Source organism: Rossellomorea vietnamensis (genome assembly GCF_001305855.1).
GTDB lineage: Bacteria > Bacillota > Bacilli > Bacillales > Bacillaceae_B > Rossellomorea > Rossellomorea vietnamensis_A.
On record NZ_LIXZ01000001.1, the window covers coordinates 143,076 to 162,547 of the forward strand.

The window sequence follows — 19,472 nt, forward strand, 5'->3', positions numbered from 1 at the left end:
CCTTCTCATAGCATTCTTATTCAGACTCGTCCTAAAAAATGATATGATTTAAGTATGTTTTGCATTTTCCCTTTCAGGGGGATAAAATCGGTTACATTTGATACGCATAGTCGGATAGAATCAAACTATACTGAAATCGCATGAAGCAGAGGATGTTATATATGTCATTTGATGGATTATTCACTAGAAACATGACGAAAGAATTGAATGAAAACCTATTACACGGACGCATTAACAAAATACATCAACCTTATAAAAATGAAATCATCATGGTCATCCGGGCAAATGGAAAGAACCATAAAGTGCTCTTGTCCGCTCACCCAAGTTACTCACGTGTTCAATTAACCGCTGAGAATTATGACAATCCATCGGTTCCCCCGATGTTTTGTATGTTGCTGCGAAAACATCTTGAAGGGTCGATCATCGAAGGGATCAAACAGATCGAACTGGATCGGATGATTGTATTCGAAGTGAAAGGCAGAAACGAAATCGGGGATATTTCGTATAAACAACTGATCATAGAAATAATGGGCCGGCACAGCAATATCATTCTGATCGATAAAGAACGAAATATGATCCTTGACAGCATAAAGCATATTTCACCAAGCATGAATACGCATCGTACAGTATTACCTGGCCATGCCTACGTGCTGCCTCCTCAACAGGATAAAACAGATCCACTTGAAGCAGGTACTGTAGATGTTTTACGTGCCCTTGATTTCAATTCAGGTAAGCTTGATAAACAGATCGTCCAATCATTCGCCGGTATCTCACCGCTTTACGCGAAGGAAGTCGTACACCGTGCCGGGATCGGCAGCGGGGAAGCCATTGCAGAGTCATTCGTATCTTTGATTGCTCATGCAAAAAACTATGACATAACGCCGACCCTGATCACAGCAGGGAAGGAAACGTTCTACTTGATGGACCTTAAGCATCTTCAGGGTGAAAAACAAACATTCCCTTCCTTAAGTGAACTGCTTGACCGGTTCTTTTACCAGAAGGCGGCACGTGATCGCGTCAAGCAACAAGGAAATGACCTGGAGCGTTTCATTCGAAATGAAAGGGATAAAAATGTCAACAAAATCACAAAACTTGAACAGACGCTTGAGGATGCACAACAGGCTGACCGCTATCAACTGCTCGGTGAACTCCTTACTTCGAATCTATATGCCGTAGAGCGGGGCATGACGGAAGTCAGCGTAGTCAATTATTATGACGAAAACGGGGAAAGTATAACAATCCCATTAAACCCTCAAAAGTCGCCTTCCGATAACGCTCAGAATTATTTTTCACGTTATCAAAAAGCGAAGAATGCAATCAAGATCGTCCATGAACAAATAGAAAAAGCTCAGGAAGAGATTGTGTATCTCGAACAATTGCTGCAGCAATTAGAATCTGCTTCGACGAAAGATGTGGAGGAAATCAGGGAGGAACTTGAAGAAGAAGGTTACCTTAGGGTCCGGAAGCAGACAAAAAAGAAAAAGGCCAATACGAAGCCCATACTTGAACACTACACATCAACTGACGGGACACAAATCCTGGTCGGTAAAAACAATAAACAAAACGACTACTTGACCAACCGTGTCGCAGGAAGAGACGAGATCTGGCTTCATACGAAGGATATTCCCGGTTCTCACGTTGTCATCAAGAGTCATAATCCTTCCGATGAGACGATCAAGGAAGCTGCCAATATAGCCGCCTACTTCAGTAAGGCCCGTGAATCAAGCTCGGTGCCCGTTGATTTCACCGAAGTCAAACAGGTTAAGAAACCTAAAGGTGCCAAACCCGGATTTGTCATTTATGAAGGACAGCAAACCGTTTACGTGACACCGGATCTGGATTTGGTCCGTTCGTTAAAAGATTGATATAGGTCAAGATGCACTTTCATTCAGTAAAGAGTTAACTGGATGGAAGTGTTTTATTTTGAACAATGACAAAAAGCAACTCAAAAACCGAGTTGCTTTCCCACTTACATCCCCCATGACTCAGGGTCTTGTCTCCAAAGCTTTAATTGTTCCAACTCACCTTCCCGGATGATCTCATTTTGGACCGCTACCTCAAGTAAGCTTGAATAATCGGATAGGGCATACGATGTAATGTTTTGTTCTTCAAGCTTCTTTTTTCCTTTATCCAATTCATATGTGAAGATCGCGACCACCCCTAAAACGTCACATCCCGCTTCTCTTAAGGCTTCAACTGCTGTTATGCAGCTGCCTCCCGTGGAGATAAGATCTTCGACGACGACAACCTTTTGTCCTGATGCCGCAATCCCTTCAATCTGCTTTCCTTTTCCATGGGCTTTAGGCTTTGACCTGACATAACACATGGGAAGATCTAATTTCTCACTCACCCAGGCGGCGTGCGGAATTCCCGCCGTTGCTGTTCCTGCGATGACTTCCGCTTCCGGAAAGTGCTTTTGAATCAACTCTGACAGTCCTGTAGAGATGCTGTTCCGAACTGAAGGATACGATAGAGTCAGTCGATTATCACAATAAATCGGTGACTTTATTCCGGATGACCAGGTAAATGGATCCGTCGGGTTTAAAAATACGGCTTCTATGTCCAGTAATTTTTTTGCAATTTCATGTTTCATTCTTTGCCCTCCCATTCATGTACGATCCGTTCATATGCAAGGACCGGATTCACAGCACCTGTAATACTTCTTCCGACGACTATGTAGGAAGAACCCATTTCTTTTGCCATTTGTGGTGTAGTGACTCTTTTTTGATCTGCTAAATGATCTTCTGCTAACCTGATCCCGGGAGTGACCCGTAAAAAATCATTCCCGCAATGTTCTTTTATCAGACGGGCTTCGTGGGGAGAGCATACCACTCCATCAAGTCCGGCATGCTTCGCAAGAGTGGCATAATGCAGGACAGACTCATTAATGGTAGTAGGGATAAGCTGTTCTTTTCGCATCTGATCTTCCGTTGTCGAGGTCAGCTGTGTGACGGCGATCAAATTTGGCCGTTTATGATTGGCAGGAGTTCCCGCATATAGACCCTCCAGCGCCTTTTCCATCATCTTGCTGCCACCCGCAGCATGGACGTTGATCAGCTCCAGGTCGAATCCAGCAAGTCCTTTCATGGCTCCGTACACGGTATTAGGGATATCATGAAGTTTCAAGTCCAGGAAAATCCGATGATGTTTATTTAATATCTTCTCAATGATTTCCGGGCCATTTTGAAGGTACAACTCCATACCGACTTTCACGTTCAGACTTTCTGAAAATTGATCCAGGAAGGTTGATGTGATCTCCCATGTCGGGAAATCAAGTGCTATGAACGGTGCTCGATTCATGCTTTCCCCAGCTCCTTCCGGTTAATTGAGATATATGCTCGACTCCGAGCTCCTCAAGTAGAGGCGGTAACTCCTGTATGATTCGTTGACATACAAATGGATCAACGAAATTCGCTGTCCCGACTGCGATGGCACTGGCTCCGGCATAGAAGTATTCAATCACATCTTCAGCTGATTGTATTCCACCCATCCCGATAATCGGCAGATCCACCTGTTGACTCACTTCATAAATCATCCGGATGGCAACCGGTTTGATGGCCGGACCGGATAATCCCCCTGTCTTGTTCGCAAGTACCGGCATACCCGTCTTCATATCCAATCTCATCCCGAGAAGTGTATTGATCATTGTCAGTCCGTCTGCCCCTCCCGCTTCAACAGCCTTGGCCATGTCGACGATATTGGAGACGTTCGGTGATAATTTCACATACAGTGGAACCTGTGAGACTTGTTTAACCTTCTCAGTTAATTCCTTAGCCACTTCAGGGATGGTCCCAAAAGCGATTCCTCCCGTTTTTACATTTGGACATGAGATATTGAGTTCGAGTGCGGATACGTTCTTAGCAGAAGAGATGACTCTTGCCACTTCCACATAATCTTCCACTTGTGAACCGGCCACGTTCGCAATGATCGGTACATCAAATTGTGAAAGCCATGGAAGTTCGTTCTCCATCACACCGGTGAGTCCGGGATTTTGCAACCCGATTGCGTTCAGCATACCCCCGTTTGTTTCAGCAACCCTTGGAGTCGGATTTCCAAAGCGGGCCTCTTCAGTCGTCGCTTTGATCATGATCGCCCCAAGCTCGTTTAAATCATAGAACTGGCTATATTCGCGACCGAAGCCAAAGCAGCCGGATGCCGGCATGACCGGGTTCTTTAAAGACAATCCCGGCAAATCGATTTGTAATGATTTCATAAAAGCACCGCCCCTACTGGAAATACCGGTCCGTCACTGCAAACCTTTACGTAGCTCGACCCTTCCGGATCATCCTGTTTATGACAAACGCACGCGAAACAAGCCCCTATTCCGCAACCCATCCTCTCCTCCAATGAGATGAACCCGCTTCTGCCCTCCAATTGAGTTTCCAGAGCTTTCAGCATGGGTGTCGGGCCACAGGAGTAAAACACATCGAAGTCAGGATTTTCTTGAGAGATAACATCGGTTACAAATCCTTCACTTCCAAGGGAGCCGTCGACAGTGGCAACATATGTGAGCCCGAGCTCCCTGAACTTATGTTCATAAAAGCTGACAGCTTCATTTTGAAAGCCGAGAATGTGCTTCACTTCCCAACCGCTTTTCACAAGCTTCCTGGAAAGACCGTAGAGGGGAGGAACGCCAATTCCTCCACCTACTAACAGTGCGGTCTTACTTTCTCCTTCCACGGAGAAACCATTACCTAAAGGTCCCAATACGTCGACTCTTTCACTACTATCCACATGGGAAAGGAGTACCGTCCCCTTTCCTTCAGCCCGGTAGATCAGGGTCATAGTATGATGTTCAGGGTCGTGGGAGGCGATGGAAATCGGTCTTCTGAGCAAAGGGTCGATTCCCGTCCCTACTTTCACATGAACGAACTGACCCGGGGCCTTTATTTCATCCACCAGTTTTCCTTCAAGAACGAGTTCAAAAATGTTTTCAGCTATCCGTTCATGAGAATGCACAGCCATCTTTTCGTTAACGATCATTGATAAACCGCCTCTTTCACTTTCGGGATTGAGTCAAGTGCCTCAGCTGAGAAAGTCATGGATTCAATCACTCTAAGGATGGCTTCTGCAGTGTCAAGTGACGTGAGACAGGGAATGCCGTTTTCGACCGATTCTCTTCGAATTCTGAATCCATCACGGGCAGGCTGCTTTCCTTTTGTCAGTGTATTGATGACTAGCTGTGTCTCACCACTTTGGATGATATCCAATAATGTAGGGCCGCTGGATCCGATTTTGTCCACTTCACGAACAGTGATACCTGCTTTTGCCAAATGCTCTGCCGTACCCTTCGTTGCGAGGATTTGATAGCCGATATCGATAAAGCGTTGTGCCAGGACTACTGCTTCATCCTTGTCTTTATCTGCCACGGTCATGAGCACGGAGCCATATTCCTTCATTTGCATTCCTGCAGCGACCATCCCCTTGTAAAGTGCCTTTTCCAAGGTCTGATCTTTCCCCATTACTTCCCCTGTAGATTTCATTTCAGGTCCCAATGTGATATCAACCCGTCTAAGTTTGGCAAAGGAGAAGACTGGAACTTTGACGTACACACCTTCTTTTTCAGGAATCAGTCCTGATTCATACCCTTGATCTTTCAGGGATATACCGAGGATGGACTTGGTTGCAATATTGGCCATTGGTACATTTGTGATTTTACTGATGAATGGCACTGTCCGGCTGGAACGAGGGTTCACTTCCAGGACGAAGACTTCGCCTTTTGAGATGACATACTGGATGTTCAGTAATCCGATAATGTTCAATCCTTTTGCGAGTCTCGTCGTATAATCGATTATGGTTTGTTTCTGCTCCTTCGTAAGCTGCTGCGGAGGATACACCGCGATGGAATCCCCGGAATGAACTCCCGCACGCTCGATATGCTCCATGATTCCCGGTATGACCACGTCAGTTCCGTCTGAGATGGCATCCACCTCGATTTCCTTGCCGATCAGATAACGGTCGATTAAAACCGGATGCTGAGGATTGACCTTTACAGCATTTTTCATGTATTGAAGGAGCTCTTCTTCCCTGTAAACAATCTCCATGGCCCTTCCTCCGAGGACATACGAAGGTCTTACCAGAACCGGGTAGCCGATGCTTTTTGCTATTTCAAGCGCCCCTTCCACCGAAACCGCTGTTTTCCCTTCCGGTTGGGGAATGCCGAGTTGGTTCAGAGTATGTTCGAATTTATCGCGGTTTTCTGCACGATCGAGATCTTCAAGTGAAGTACCCAGAATCGTCACGCCTCTTCTTACCAGCTCATCTGCCAGATTTATGGCCGTTTGACCCCCGAATTGAACGACGACTCCCTTTGGCTTTTCAAGATCGATGATATGCATCACATCTTCTACCGTCAGTGGCTCGAAGTATAATTTATCCGAAATACTGAAGTCGGTGGAGACCGTTTCCGGATTGTTATTTACGATGATGGCTTCATAACCCGCTTCCTTAATGGCCCACACAGAGTGAACGGTCGCATAATCAAACTCCACTCCCTGTCCAATCCTGATCGGTCCCGAACCGAGGACGATGACACTCTCACGTTCTGTGACCCTTGATTCATTCTCATCTTCATATGTTCCGTAGAAGTAGGGAGTTTCCGATTCAAACTCTGCTGCACAGGTATCTACCATTTTATATACTGGAATAAGGTCATTTTCTTTTCTCCAGGTATAAACTTCTGCTTCCGTGCTGTCCCATAACCTTGCCATGGTGATGTCTGAGAAGCCCATGCGCTTCGCGTTTTGTGCAAGCTCAAAGTTAAAAGGGGTCATTGCTAATTCTTTTTCAAACTTTATGATTCTATTCATTTTATATAAGAAGAAGATGTCAATCTTGCTCCATTCATGAATGGTCTCGATCGTCACTCCCCTTCTCAGCGCTTCGCCGATATAGAAGAGGCGTTCATCCCCTGCTTTCCTGATCCTCTTTTCGATCCACTCGTCAGTAAATGTACCCGCGTCACTCAATTCCATGTGATACGTATTGCTTTCAAGGGAGCGGATGGCTTTCAGTAGTGATTCTTCGAAGGTCCGTCCGATAGCCATCACTTCTCCGGTTGCTTTCATTTGGGTACCGAGGTTCCGTTTGGCAGCTTCGAATTTATCAAACGGCCATCTTGGGATCTTTGTCACAACATAATCCAGTGCTGGTTCGAATGATGCATACGTTTTACCCGTAACAGGATTCATCATTTCATCCAATGTCAGACCGACGGCGATCTTCGCTGCAAGCTTTGCAATCGGGTAGCCTGTCGCCTTGGATGCCAGGGCAGATGAACGGCTCACCCTGGGATTTACTTCAATGATGTAATATTGGAAGCTGTCTGGATCGAGTGCCAGCTGAACGTTACATCCTCCCTCGATTCCCAACTCCCGGATGATATTCAAACTTGTATTCCGGAGCATTTGATATTCCCGGTCACTTAATGTTTGACTTGGTGCCACCACGATGGAGTCTCCCGTGTGGATTCCCACTGGATCTATGTTCTCCATATTACACACGACGATGGCATTATCGGCTGCGTCCCGCATAACCTCATATTCTATCTCTTTGAAACCTGCAATACTTTTTTCCAGAAGGCATTGTGTTACCGGGCTGTATTTCAGTCCTGAGCTTACAATCTCGACCAGTTCGTCTTTGTTGTGACAGATGCCCCCTCCGGTACCACCTAATGTGTAGGCTGGACGGACAATGACCGGATATCCGATTTCATTTACAAATTGATAGGCTTCATCCAGAGAATGTATGATTTCACTGTCCGGAACCGGTTCTCCCATTTCATTCATCAAGTTCCTGAACAAATCACGGTCTTCCGCTTTCTCGATGGCGGAAAGCTTCGTCCCGAGGATTTCCACTCCGCACTCTTCCAAGACTCCCGACTGTGCAAGTTCAACAGCCATGTTCAATCCCGTCTGGCCTCCCAATGTAGGAAGGAGTGCATCAGGACGTTCTTTACGGATGATCCTGCTGACAAATTCCAGGGTCAATGGTTCGATATACACTTTATCTGCCATTTCGGCGTCTGTCATAATCGTGGCAGGATTTGAATTTACGAGGATGACCCTGTACCCTTCCTCTTTCAATGCGATGCAGGCCTGTGTGCCGGCGTAGTCGAATTCCGCCGCCTGTCCAATGATGATAGGTCCGCTTCCGATAACCAAGATGCTTTTAATGTCTGTACGTTTAGGCATGTTGAAGCTCCTTTCTTTTCTCTTCTTTCATCAGTTGTAAGAAATCATCGAATAAGTAGTTTGAATCCTCTGGTCCCGGAGAAGCTTCAGGATGATACTGAACCGTAAAGGCAGGAAAGTCCAAATGTTTCAATCCTTCTACTGTTCCATCATTTATAGCTAAATGGGTGACTTGTAGTCTTGATCCGGCTAAAGACTTTTCATCCACTGCATAGCCATGGTTCTGTGAAGTCAGTGCGACCTTTCCAGATTTTAAATCTTTGACCGGATGGTTGCCGCCACGATGGCCAAATTTCATTTTGAAAGAGTCCCCTCCACACGCAAGGGCAAATAATTGATGCCCTAGGCAGATACCGAAGAGTGGAATTTCACCAAGCAGTTCCTTGATCGTTTCAATTGCTTCCGGTACATCTTTCGGATCCCCCGGTCCATTCGATAACATGATCCCGTCAGGCTGCATGCGTCTGATTTCTTCAGCAGAAGTATTATAAGGAACGACGATCACGTCACAATCACGCTTGTTTAATTCCCTTAGAATCCCGTGCTTCATCCCAAAATCCATCAGCACCACACGATACCCTCTTCCAGGGCTTGCGTAGGCCGTCTTCGTGGATACCTGCTTGACTTGATCTGTTCGCAGATCTGTACCATGAAGCTTATCAAGCATTGCCCCTGAATCTATTTCAGCTGCACAAATGATGCCTTTCATGGCTCCATGCTTCCTGATGATTCTGGTTAACTTTCTGGTATCGATACCTGAAATCCCAGGAATTCCTTTTATTTTTAATAATTCATCCAATGTTGATTCATTTCTCCAGTTAGAAGGGAAGTCCGCCACTTCTCTCACAATGAACGCTTTGATGGCCGGGGTGATCGACTCAAAGTCATCCCGGTTGATGCCGTAGTTCCCTACAAGGGGATACGTCATGGTGACAAGCTGGCCACAGTAGGATGGATCTGAAAGTATTTCCTGGTAGCCAGTCATGCTTGTATTGAATACCACTTCACCGATCGTTTCTTCATTCGCTCCGAATCCTTCTCCCACGAAAACCGTTCCATCGTCTAAAATGAGTTGTCTTTTCATTGTTCGTTTCCTCCTTCATTCCATACAAGAGATCCCTGATAAAAAGTTGCTTTCGGCCATCCTTTGCATTCCCATCCTTTAAATGGTGTGTTCTTCCCTTTGGATACAAATCCAGCCGGGTCGATTTCTTTTTGTTCTTGCAAATCGATGAGCGTAAAGTCTGCTTCTCCTCCTACTTCAAGTAGTCCAAACGGAAGATTGAATGCTGAACTTGGTTTGATGGTCATCCAGTCAATAAGCTGTTTCAGTGTAAAGATCCCTTTTTCCACAAAGTTTGTATAGAGCAGCGGAAATGCCGTCTCCAACCCGACGATTCCGAACGGAGCGAGCTGCATCCCTTCCGACTTTTCGGCTTCTGTATGCGGGGCATGGTCGGTGGCGATGAAATCAATCGTTCCGTCCAAGAGCCCCTCTATAAGAGCCTGTCGATCCTCTTTACTCCTAAGAGGCGGATTCATTTTGAAGTTGGGATCAAGCCCTGGGATATCGTCTTCGCTGAGCAGAAGATGATGGGGTGTCACTTCAGCCGTCACGTTGATACCGGCTTTCTTCGCATCCCTGACCACCCTGACAGATTCTTTTGTCGATATATGGCAGACGTGGTAATGGACTCCCGCTGCTTCAGCCAGAAGCACATCCCTGGATATATGTACTGCTTCACAGATGGAAGGAATGCCTGGCAGATTATGCTCTTTGGAGAATGTCCCATCATGAACCGCTCCTCCATAAATCAAGGTATTCTCTTCACAATGGGCGACAATGGAGGCATTGATCCCGGCTGCCATCTTCATGGCTTGATACATCATATCCGCTGATTGTACCCCTACCCCATCGTCTGTGAATGCAAATGCCCCGTTTTCTTTTAATGATGGTAAGTCATTAAGCTTATTCCCGATTTGCCTTTCCGTGATGGCAGCATACGGTAACACGCGAACACCTGCTGTGTCAGAAATTTTCTGATTAAGGGACTGTAGATTTTCTACTGAGTCAGGCACAGGTCTAGTATTGGGCATTGCCGCGATGGTGGTGAAACCGCCTTTTGCTGCTGATTTCGTTCCCGTTTCGATGGTTTCCTTATATTCTCCGCCCGGTTCCCTTAGATGGACATGGAGATCGACAAAGCCTGGTGAAATCACTAACCCTTCTGCTTGAAATTCCTCGTGATCTTTCCCTTTCAGCTCTGAACCGATCTCGATGATTTTCTTTTCTTCCACCTTTACATCCACCGTCTCAAGTTCACCATTCTTTGTTACAATTCGTGCATTACGGATTAACCAATTCATTTCAAATTCCCCCTGGTCAGTTGATTTCGAGTGCTCTTTTTAAAACGGCCATTCTCACGTATACTCCATTTTCCATCTGATTAAAGATTCTTGATTGCTTACATTCAACCAACGAGTCGGCTATTTCCACCCCTCGATTGACAGGTGCGGGATGGAGGATGATACTGGATGGCTTCATCCTCTCTTTCCTTGATATCGTCAGTCCGAAGCGTTCATGGTATTCCTCTTTCGTCAAGGTCGATGTACTCACGTGACGTTCATGCTGGATACGTAGAAGCATGATGACATCCGCATCGGTTATACTTTCATCTACTGGTAAATAGTGCTTTTGGTCTGATGATGGGAACCATTCCTTTGGACCTGAGAAATAGACTTCTGCACCAAGTTTCGTCAAGGCTTCCGCATTGGACCTGGCAACCCTGCTGTGGGCGATATCCCCGATGATGGATACCTTGATTCCCTCGAATCGGCCAAACTCCTGATGGATGGTCAACAGATCTAACAGACATTGAGTGGGATGATTTCCACACCCATCCCCACCATTGATCACACTTATGTTAAGAGAGGACAGTTGGTCAAAGTAGCGTTCAAGGGAATGACGGATGACGACCGTATCGACTCCTATGCTCTCTAATGTTTTCACCGTGTCATAGAGGCTTTCACCTTTTTGGATGCTTGATGTTCGGGCTTCGAAGGGGATGACTTCAAGACCAAGTTTCCTTTCTGCCATTTCAAAGCTGCATTTTGTACGTGTACTTGCTTCGAAGAAAAGATTGGCAGCGTATTTCTTCTTCCCGCACTCCCAGGTTTCACCCTTTTGAAAACGTTCCGCCTGTTCCAGTATTTGAATGATCTCTTCCTTTGATAAGTCATTCATCGTCAACAAGTTCTTCATCATGAGACAACCCTTTCCTCTCTTCTCTTCCAAAAAAAACACCCTGTCATCTTCCCGACAGGGTGTTTTTGAACATACCAACAGTGACAGTGCGGTAAAATCCCGCATGTCTTGTTCAAATTCACCCTTCTTAGACTCTCTGGACCATATTAAAAGGTGTTTCTATTTATGCAACATCATGCTTAGTGTTTTCTTCCTCGAATAAATTGTTCTCTCCTTCACTTTCCTCCCTGCCCGGCAGGACAAGGTTCAGGAACACCCCAACGATCGCCGCAAGGGCCATTCCAGATAGAGAGACCTGCTCGTTGATCTTGACGAATGCCCCTCCGACCCCGATTACGAGGATGACACTCGAGATGACTAAATTACGCTTATTTCCTAAATCCACTTTGTTATCGATCAACATACGGAGTCCACTGGATGCGATGATTCCGAAAAGCAGGATGGATACCCCACCCATGACCGCTGATGGGATCGAGCCGATCAAGGCCGTTATCTTGCCTACAAATCCGAACATGATGGCAAGTACTGCAGCCCCGCCGATGACAAAGACGCTGAACACCCGTGTAATGGCAAGCACTCCGATGTTTTCGCCATAGGTTGTATTTGGCGGTCCGCCCAGGAAGGAGGCGATCACAGTCGCTACCCCGTCCCCAAGGATGGAGCGGTGAAGACCCGGTTTTTCAATGAAATTTCGTCCTACGACTTTACTTAATACCATCTGGTCCCCAGTATGTTCTGCCAGGGTCACCAGTGCAACCGGGACCATGATGGATACGATTTCCCAAGAGAAGCTCGGCGTGTAATCGAGAAACGGGACAAAGAAGTCCGGCATTTGGAAGAAGGGAGCATCGATTACCTGCTGAAAATCCACCAGCCCTGCGAAAACCGCGATGACATATCCTCCGATGATACCAGCAAGGATCGGGACCATCCCAAGAAATCCTTTGAAGTAAATCGAACAGATGACCGTGATTCCCAATGTGGCAAGTGCCACCATGAAGTGCGTGTTACTGTAAACCAATTGTTCTGCTCCAGGATTTTCATACATGGCCATATTGACGGCCGTTCCGGCAAGACCCAATCCAATCACCATGATGACCGGTCCTACCACAACCGGAGGAAGGATCCTGACAAGCCATTTCAATCCAAGCTTTGATATGAGCAGTGCGACGATTCCGTATACTATCCCTGCAAGGAAGCTTCCCATCATGGCAGCCTCCGGCCCTCCCAGGCTCTTGGCAGCCAGTATCGGAGCGATGAAAGCGAATGACGACCCCAGGTAAGCAGGGATCCTCCCCTTCGTGATCAGAAGATAGGCAAGTGTTCCGAGTCCGCTTGAAATCAAAGCAACCCCCGGGCTTAATCCAACCAGGAACGGAACCAGGACCGTGGCTCCGAACATGGCGAATAGATGTTGTATGCTAAGTGTAATCCATTTTCCTATATTAGGTACTTCTTCTACGTCTAACACGACTTGTTGATTTTGATTCATGTTTGTTTCCTCCTCTAATACCCATTTTTACCCATTAAAAAACCCTCTTTGTCCTAAAGAGGGCACAAAGAGGGTATAAGAAGGCCTGATTTCACCTTCATTCCCATCCTTTGTCAGCCTCTCTGGACCGCTATTAAAAGGACTTCCGTTATTCTTTTTCGTGTATGGCAACGATGTCTTCTTGATCGACCTCTGATAATGCGACCATGATCTTTTCTGAGCTTGATGTCGGAATATTCTTCCCGACGAAATCTGCCCTTATCGGTAATTCCCTATGTCCACGGTCGACCAGTACAGCCAGTTGAATCTGACTTGGTCTGCCGAGATCCATTAAGGCATCGAGTCCTGCCCGGACCGTTCTTCCGGTGAATAAGACATCATCCACCAAAATGACTTTCTTGTTTGTAATATCAACTGGAAGGTCAGAACCCTTCACTTCTGGTTCGTGATCGGCTGTTTTCGTTGTTAAATCATCACGGTAAAGAGTGATGTCTATTTCTCCGACCGGAATTTCTTCTCCTTCAATCGCATGGATCCGCTCGGCTAATCGATTGGCGATATAAATGCCCCTTGTTTTGATGCCGACAAGGACGCAATCTTCAATTCCTTTATTTCGTTCGATGATTTCATGGGCTATCCGAGTGAGCGCCCTTCGAATGGCGGGTTGATCCAGTACCGTTGCTTTCTTTGTCATATTCGCCACCTCGTTCTTATTATTTAAATAAAAAATCCCTCTCACCGTAGAGATGAGAGGGCACACTTATCGTTATGATCTGATTGCACGCCAAAGAATTTTGGTCGTACACTGCTCCTTCTCAGCCTCACGGGACCGTATTAAAGGTTACTTATTCAATTAATACAAGCATAAAGCCCAGGTCGAAATTTGTCAACGGTTATTTTCAAGATGCTTAATCAATTTAGAGAATTCTTCGGGTAACTCCGCAAGAAACTCCATATATTCTTCCGTTCTTGGATGAACGAAACCAAGCACTCCGGCATGAAGGGCCTGTCCTTCAATGCTCAACGTCTTTCGCGGGCCATATTTTGGATCCCCCGCCAGCGGGAAGCCGATGTATTTCATATGCACACGGATCTGATGGGTTCTCCCTGTCTCTAATTCACATTCAACGAGTGTGAAATCTTTATATCGGTCCAATACTTTGAAATGGGTGACCGCTTGTTTGCCATTATCCACGACTGCCATACTTTGACGGTCTTTAGGATCCCTCCCGATCGGCGCATCGATCGTACCGTATTCGTGGGGGATGAGGCCATGTACGATGGCTGTATATTTTCTTGTTACGGATTTTGCAACAAGCTGATTCACCAAATGCTCGTGTGCCATATCATTTTTCGCTACCATCAGTAATCCCGATGTATCCTTATCTATTCGGTGGACAATCCCTGGTCTCAAAACGCCATTGATGCCAGATAGGTCCTTACAGTGATGCATCAATCCGTTCACCATTGTTCCTGAATAATGACCCGGTGCCGGGTGGACGACCATCCCTTTCGGCTTATTGACGACGATAACATCTCCGTCTTCATAGGCAATATGAAGATTAAGATCTTCCGGCTCTACATCCAATTCTTCCGGTTCCGGGATCGATACTGTGATGACTGCATGTAACGGACACTTAAAGTTAGGTTTGACCGCTTCTTCATTTACTTTAATATGACCATCTTTAATCCATTGTTGAACCTGGGAACGGGACCAATCCTTATTCAACTGACTTACGACCTTATCGATTCGTTCTCCCTGGTTTTCCTCAAGTATGTTGTGCTGAATTACTTCCATTTTTGTTCTCCTTCTTTGCTTTTCGTTCGTCTAAATACATATAAATCAGTAATAGTGCTACTCCGATGGTTAATGCTGCATCGGCAATATTAAAAATCGGGAAGTCATAGGAAAAGATGTATGTATTTAAGAAATCGACCACTTCTTTTCTAAAGACACGGTCAAGAAAGTTTCCAATTGCACCGCCTAGCATGAAAGCAAGGCTCAGACTAAACAATGAATGCCCTTTTGCATGGACTTGCATATAATACACGATACCTACAATCACTACTAATGTAATAATGTAAAAAAACCACATTTGTCCTTGGAGTATTCCCCATGCTGCACCTTGATTCCGATGAGAAGTAAGATAAAAGACATTATCTATGATCGAAATGCTTTCTCCCTCGGTCATTCTTCTTACAACCAACCATTTCGTTAATTGATCCAGTCCAATTACAACCAAAGCCACTAAATAATAATACACAAAGGCAACCTCCGAACATCTTTAAATGATTACCTTTGCATTTTAGCACAAAAGGGGAAATAAAGACACTTAAACTCGGGAAGAACGAGGGAAACGCGTGAGAAACCTACGAATAGGATGAGATCTTTCCAAACCGTCTCCATTCGAATGCATCTTCGATCGTCGTACAGGTTGGGTTCATCAACATGTAATCAAAAGGGATTTCCTGCCCGCTCAATTCACAATATCCGTATTGATTATCACGGACACGACTCAGTGCCTGTTTCACCTCGGTGATTTCTTCGTCTATATAACGTTGTATTAAAGGGTGTTGAGATTGACTTGCTTCAAGCTCTTTCAAGGATTGTTTAAGCTCTTCTACAATGGATGTGTATCGGTCATATGTCATCTTGATCCCTCCATTTATAGTATGGGGGAATTGACCCTGAATATTGTGTTGCAAGATATAGCAATTATGGAATTTGAAAGGCCATAGTATAAAGACAAAAAAAAGGGACCTGCCAAATGACAGGTCACCCCTTAATGTTTCCACTATGCCAGATGAGAATAGCTTTCTTTCACAACGGATGCACAGCGTGTGCAAAGTGTTGGATGATCTTTATCCTCTCCTACTGTTGTTGTTACGACCCAACAGCGGTCACATGTTTCACCTTCAGCTTTTTCAACGACGATGTTGTTTTCCCCAAGGCTTAACGCATGCTTCGGAGCCTCGTTCACCGCTCCGCCGATTTCAAATGCAGAGACAATGAACAGTTGTTTTAAGTCCTCTTTGATGGAATCGAGTAAGGCTTTCGTTTCATCATTTACGTATAGGGTCACTTTAGCCGTCAATGACTTACCGATCACCTTCTGATTACGTGCTTCCTCAAGGGCTTTTAAAACATCATCTCTTAATTCTAAGAATGTATTCCATTTTTTCTTCAACTGATCAGCATTTGCGAATTGTTGTACTTCAGGCATATCTGTCAGCTGGACACTTTCGCCCTCTGCACCCGGGATATATGCCCAAACCTCATCTGCGGTATGAGAAAGAATCGGGGACATCAGTTTTGTAAGAGCCACGAGGCTTTCATACAATACGGTCTGAATCGCTCTGCGCTCATAGTGATTTTCTGACTCGATATAAAGAACATCCTTTGCAAAATCGAGGTAGAATGAACTTAAATCCAAGGTACAGAAGTTATTGACTGCGTGATAAATGCTTGCGAATTCATATTTATCGTATGAATTTTTCACATTCTTCACAAGATCATTCAGCTTCACAAGCATAAATTGATCCACTTCTCTTAATCCATCAAAGGATACCGCATCTGTTTCAGGGTCAAAGTCAGAAAGGTTCCCCAACAAGAAACGATAGGTATTACGAATCTTCCTGTAGACTTCAGCCACCTGCTTCAAGATCGGATCAGATACTCGAACATCTGCCTGATAATCAACAGACGCTACCCAAAGACGAAGGATATCGGCTCCAAGCTGTTTCATTACCTTTTCTGGAACAACGACATTCCCTAATGATTTACTCATCTTTCTTCCATCACCATCAAGAGCGAATCCGTGACTTAACACACCTTTGTATGGAGCTTTACCAGTAACGGCTACGCCTGTTGTCAATGAAGAGTTGAACCAACCGCGATATTGGTCGGATCCTTCCAAATAAAGATCTGCAGGGCGCTGCAAGTCATCTCTTTCCTCAAGAACAGCCTGATGGGAAGATCCTGAATCGAACCAAACGTCCATGATGTCCTGTTCTTTCGTGAAATTCCCATTCGGACTACCTTCGTGAGTAAACCCTTCAGGTAAAAGGTCTTTTGCTTCTTTTTCAAACCAAATATTTGATCCATGGTCACGGAAAAGCTTAGACACATGATCGATCGTTTCATCTGTAATGATCTCCTGACCATTTTCAGCATAGAATACCGGGATGGGCACTCCCCATGCACGTTGACGGGAAATACACCAGTCTCCGCGGTCTCTGACCATATTGTATAGGCGTGTTTCACCCCATGCGGGAATCCATTTTGTTTCATTTACCGCTTGGAGTAATTCTTTGCGGAATTTATCGATGGATGCAAACCATTGTGCCGTCGCTCTATAAATAACCGGTTTTTTCGTGCGCCAGTCATGTGGGTAAGAGTGAGTGATGAAGTTTAATTTCAGTAATGCCCCAGCTTCCTGCAGCTTTTCTGTGATTGGTTTATTTGCCTTATCATAGAATAAACCTTCAAACCCCGGAGCTTCTGAAGTCATAACCCCTTTATCGTCGACCGGACATAAAACATCCAATCCGTATTTCTTCCCTACAAGGAAGTCATCCTCCCCGTGCCCTGGAGCTGTATGAACACAGCCGGTACCTGAATCAGTCGTCACATGCTCACCAAGGACTACAAGGGAGTCACGATCGTACAGTGGATGTTTTGCCACGATATGTTCGAGCTCTTCCCCCTTGATCTTTTTAACTACAGAATGGTTTTCCCATTCAAGATTCTCTGCTACATCTTCAAGCAAATCTTCGGCAACGACATAGCTGTTTTCCTTCACATTTACAACGACATAATTCAAGTCTGCATGTACGGCAATCCCAAGGTTCGCAGGGATCGTCCACGGTGTCGTCGTCCAGATCACGAGTTGGGTTCCTTCTTCAAGGACACCCTTGCCTTCTGTAACGGCAAAACCTACATAAATGGATGGGGAACGCTTATCCTGATACTCGATTTCTGCTTCTGCAAGGGCTGATTCACTTGATGGTGACCAATAGACCGGCTTTTTCCCTTTGTAGATATAACCCTTTTTCGCCATATCACCGAACACTTTGATTTGCTGTGCTTCATACTCAGGTTTTAATGTGATATACGGGTTTTCCCAATCACCCCGGACACCTAATTGCTTAAATTGCTTACGTTGATTATCCACTTGCTCATAAGCATATTCTTCACATAATTTACGGAATTCGGCGATCGTCATTTCTTTACGCTTCACGCCTTTATTCGTTAATGCCTGCTCAATAGGCAAACCGTGAGTGTCCCAACCTGGAACATATGGGGCATGAAAACCGCTCATGGATTTATAGCGTACGATAAAGTCTTTCAGGATCTTGTTCAATGCGTGACCCATATGAATATTCCCATTGGCATATGGAGGTCCATCGTGAAGGATGAATAAAGGACGATCACTCGTTCTTTCCTGTACCTTTTGATAGATGTCCATCTCTTCCCATTTTTTCTGTGTATCCGGTTCACGCTTCGGTAAGTTCCCCCTCATCGGGAATTCCGTTTTCGGCATCAATAATGTATCTTTATATTCCATGAAATCATCCTCCTTATCGTTTCTCTTAATTGCCATCATTTCTATATCCTTCATTTCTTAATCAGGCAGGGTGAACTTTCCTTTGTGAAGAAATAAAAAAAGCTTTCTCATCCCTGAATAGGGACGAGAAAGCTTTTCCCGCGGTACCACCCTCATAAAGACCGAAAAGGGTCTTCACTTGTTGATTCGTAACGTGAATAAATCGCCACTCATTACTCTTTTAAGAGAAATTTCATGAGCAGGGCTCGAGGGTGATCTTCCGTGCTTCTTTCCTTGTCGGGCTCACACCGTCCCCGACTCGCTAGAAAGGATTCATTATAAGAACGTACTGTCCCTGTCTTTGCTTATTAATACAATTAAGATTGTTGTTCAATTATATGAAAATATTGCTCTTTTCGTCAAGACAATGTCTCTTCTTCTTTTAAAGTTTTTAAATCCGTTGCATCCAAATCGAATTCCATTAACTGATCCCAGTCATTTGTATCAAGAAGATCAAGCTGCGCTTCGATCAACATTTTGAAACGAGTACGGAAAACCTTTGACTGCTTCTTGAGTTCTTCTATTTCAATGGCAATCTTTCGGGCTTTAGAAAGTGATTCATTAACGATGCGATCGGCATTCTTCTCTGCTTCCTTAATGATCAGCTTTGATTCTTTCATTGCATTCCGCTTGACTTCTTCCCCTGCTTCTTGAGCAATGACGATTGACTTGTTTAACGTTTCCTCGATGCTTGTAAAATGACCTAAACGTTCATTCAATGAGTTTAAACGTTCTTCCGTTTCCTTCTTCTCACGAATCAGAATCTCATAATCCTTGATAATCTGATCTAAAAATTCGTTAACCTCATCCTCATCATAACCGCGAAAGCCACGACTAAATTCTTTATTATGTATGTCTAATGGCGTTAAAGGCATGGGAGCCACCTCCAGTACTTGGTGAATTACATATTTATTATA

General features: G+C 45.0%; 16 protein-coding genes and 1 other annotated feature. Of the genes, 1 reads left to right on the forward strand and 15 read right to left on the reverse strand.

Annotation, left to right across the window (positions count from 1 at the left end):
* The first annotated feature begins 161 nt into the window (after window positions 1-161).
* Window positions 162-1,865, forward strand: a complete 1,704-nt coding sequence (locus tag AM506_RS00700; protein WP_060669826.1) for an Rqc2 family fibronectin-binding protein — start codon at window positions 162-164, stop codon at window positions 1,863-1,865.
* 104 nt (window positions 1,866-1,969) lie between these two features.
* Here AM506_RS00700 and pyrE read toward each other — a convergent pair whose 3' ends face one another.
* The 15 genes from pyrE to AM506_RS00775 form a co-directional block, all read right to left on the reverse strand.
* The gene (pyrE, locus tag AM506_RS00705; protein ID WP_060669828.1) at window positions 1,970-2,593 is read right to left on the reverse strand and encodes an orotate phosphoribosyltransferase; all 624 of its coding nucleotides are present in this window, start codon (window positions 2,591-2,593) and stop codon (window positions 1,970-1,972) included.
* Window positions 2,590-3,300, reverse strand: coding sequence for an orotidine-5'-phosphate decarboxylase (pyrF, locus tag AM506_RS00710; RefSeq protein ID WP_060669830.1), 711 nt, complete (start codon window positions 3,298-3,300; stop codon window positions 2,590-2,592). Before pyrF ends, pyrE begins: the two co-directional genes overlap by 4 nt.
* A complete protein-coding gene (locus AM506_RS00715; RefSeq protein WP_060669832.1) occupies window positions 3,272-4,213 on the reverse strand; it encodes a dihydroorotate dehydrogenase in 942 nt (313 codons plus the stop codon). Before AM506_RS00715 ends, pyrF begins: the two co-directional genes overlap by 29 nt.
* On the reverse strand, window positions 4,210-4,983 hold the full coding sequence (locus tag AM506_RS00720; RefSeq protein ID WP_060669833.1) for a dihydroorotate dehydrogenase electron transfer subunit: 774 nt from the start codon (window positions 4,981-4,983) through the stop codon (window positions 4,210-4,212). The genes AM506_RS00715 and AM506_RS00720 overlap by 4 nt, the downstream gene beginning before the upstream one ends.
* A complete protein-coding gene (gene carB, locus AM506_RS00725; protein ID WP_060669836.1) occupies window positions 4,980-8,192 on the reverse strand; it encodes a carbamoyl-phosphate synthase large subunit in 3,213 nt (1,070 codons plus the stop codon). Before carB ends, AM506_RS00720 begins: the two co-directional genes overlap by 4 nt.
* A complete protein-coding gene (locus AM506_RS00730; RefSeq protein ID WP_152968506.1) occupies window positions 8,185-9,276 on the reverse strand; it encodes a carbamoyl phosphate synthase small subunit in 1,092 nt (363 codons plus the stop codon). The genes carB and AM506_RS00730 overlap by 8 nt, the downstream gene beginning before the upstream one ends.
* A complete protein-coding gene (locus AM506_RS00735; protein WP_060669838.1) occupies window positions 9,273-10,559 on the reverse strand; it encodes a dihydroorotase in 1,287 nt (428 codons plus the stop codon). Before AM506_RS00735 ends, AM506_RS00730 begins: the two co-directional genes overlap by 4 nt.
* Before the next feature lie 16 nt (window positions 10,560-10,575).
* The gene (locus AM506_RS00740) at window positions 10,576-11,454 is read right to left on the reverse strand and encodes an aspartate carbamoyltransferase catalytic subunit (protein ID WP_060670666.1); all 879 of its coding nucleotides are present in this window, start codon (window positions 11,452-11,454) and stop codon (window positions 10,576-10,578) included.
* Window positions 11,455-11,620: 166 nt separating this feature from the next.
* Window positions 11,621-12,949, reverse strand: a complete 1,329-nt coding sequence (locus tag AM506_RS00745) for a solute carrier family 23 protein (RefSeq protein ID WP_060669840.1) — start codon at window positions 12,947-12,949, stop codon at window positions 11,621-11,623.
* Between the two features lie 148 nt (window positions 12,950-13,097).
* Window positions 13,098-13,643: a bifunctional pyr operon transcriptional regulator/uracil phosphoribosyltransferase PyrR gene (gene pyrR / locus AM506_RS00750; protein WP_060669842.1), complete on the reverse strand. Its 546-nt coding sequence runs from the start codon at window positions 13,641-13,643 to the stop codon at window positions 13,098-13,100.
* A gap of 192 nt (window positions 13,644-13,835) precedes the next feature.
* Window positions 13,836-14,747: an RluA family pseudouridine synthase gene (locus AM506_RS00755; protein WP_060669845.1), complete on the reverse strand. Its 912-nt coding sequence runs from the start codon at window positions 14,745-14,747 to the stop codon at window positions 13,836-13,838.
* Window positions 14,719-15,213, reverse strand: coding sequence for a signal peptidase II (gene lspA, locus AM506_RS00760; protein WP_060669847.1), 495 nt, complete (start codon window positions 15,211-15,213; stop codon window positions 14,719-14,721). The genes AM506_RS00755 and lspA overlap by 29 nt, the downstream gene beginning before the upstream one ends.
* 106 nt (window positions 15,214-15,319) lie before the next feature.
* On the reverse strand, window positions 15,320-15,601 hold the full coding sequence (locus AM506_RS00765; protein WP_060669849.1) for a hypothetical protein: 282 nt from the start codon (window positions 15,599-15,601) through the stop codon (window positions 15,320-15,322).
* 143 nt (window positions 15,602-15,744) lie between these two features.
* A complete protein-coding gene (gene ileS / locus AM506_RS00770; protein ID WP_060669851.1) occupies window positions 15,745-18,516 on the reverse strand; it encodes an isoleucine--tRNA ligase in 2,772 nt (923 codons plus the stop codon).
* A gap of 116 nt (window positions 18,517-18,632) precedes the next feature.
* Window positions 18,633-18,866, reverse strand: a binding site (T-box leader).
* A gap of 48 nt (window positions 18,867-18,914) precedes the next feature.
* Complete coding sequence (locus AM506_RS00775) at window positions 18,915-19,430, reverse strand: DivIVA domain-containing protein (protein WP_034755815.1); 516 nt, start codon at window positions 19,428-19,430, stop codon at window positions 18,915-18,917.
* Window positions 19,431-19,472 lie beyond the last annotated feature (42 nt).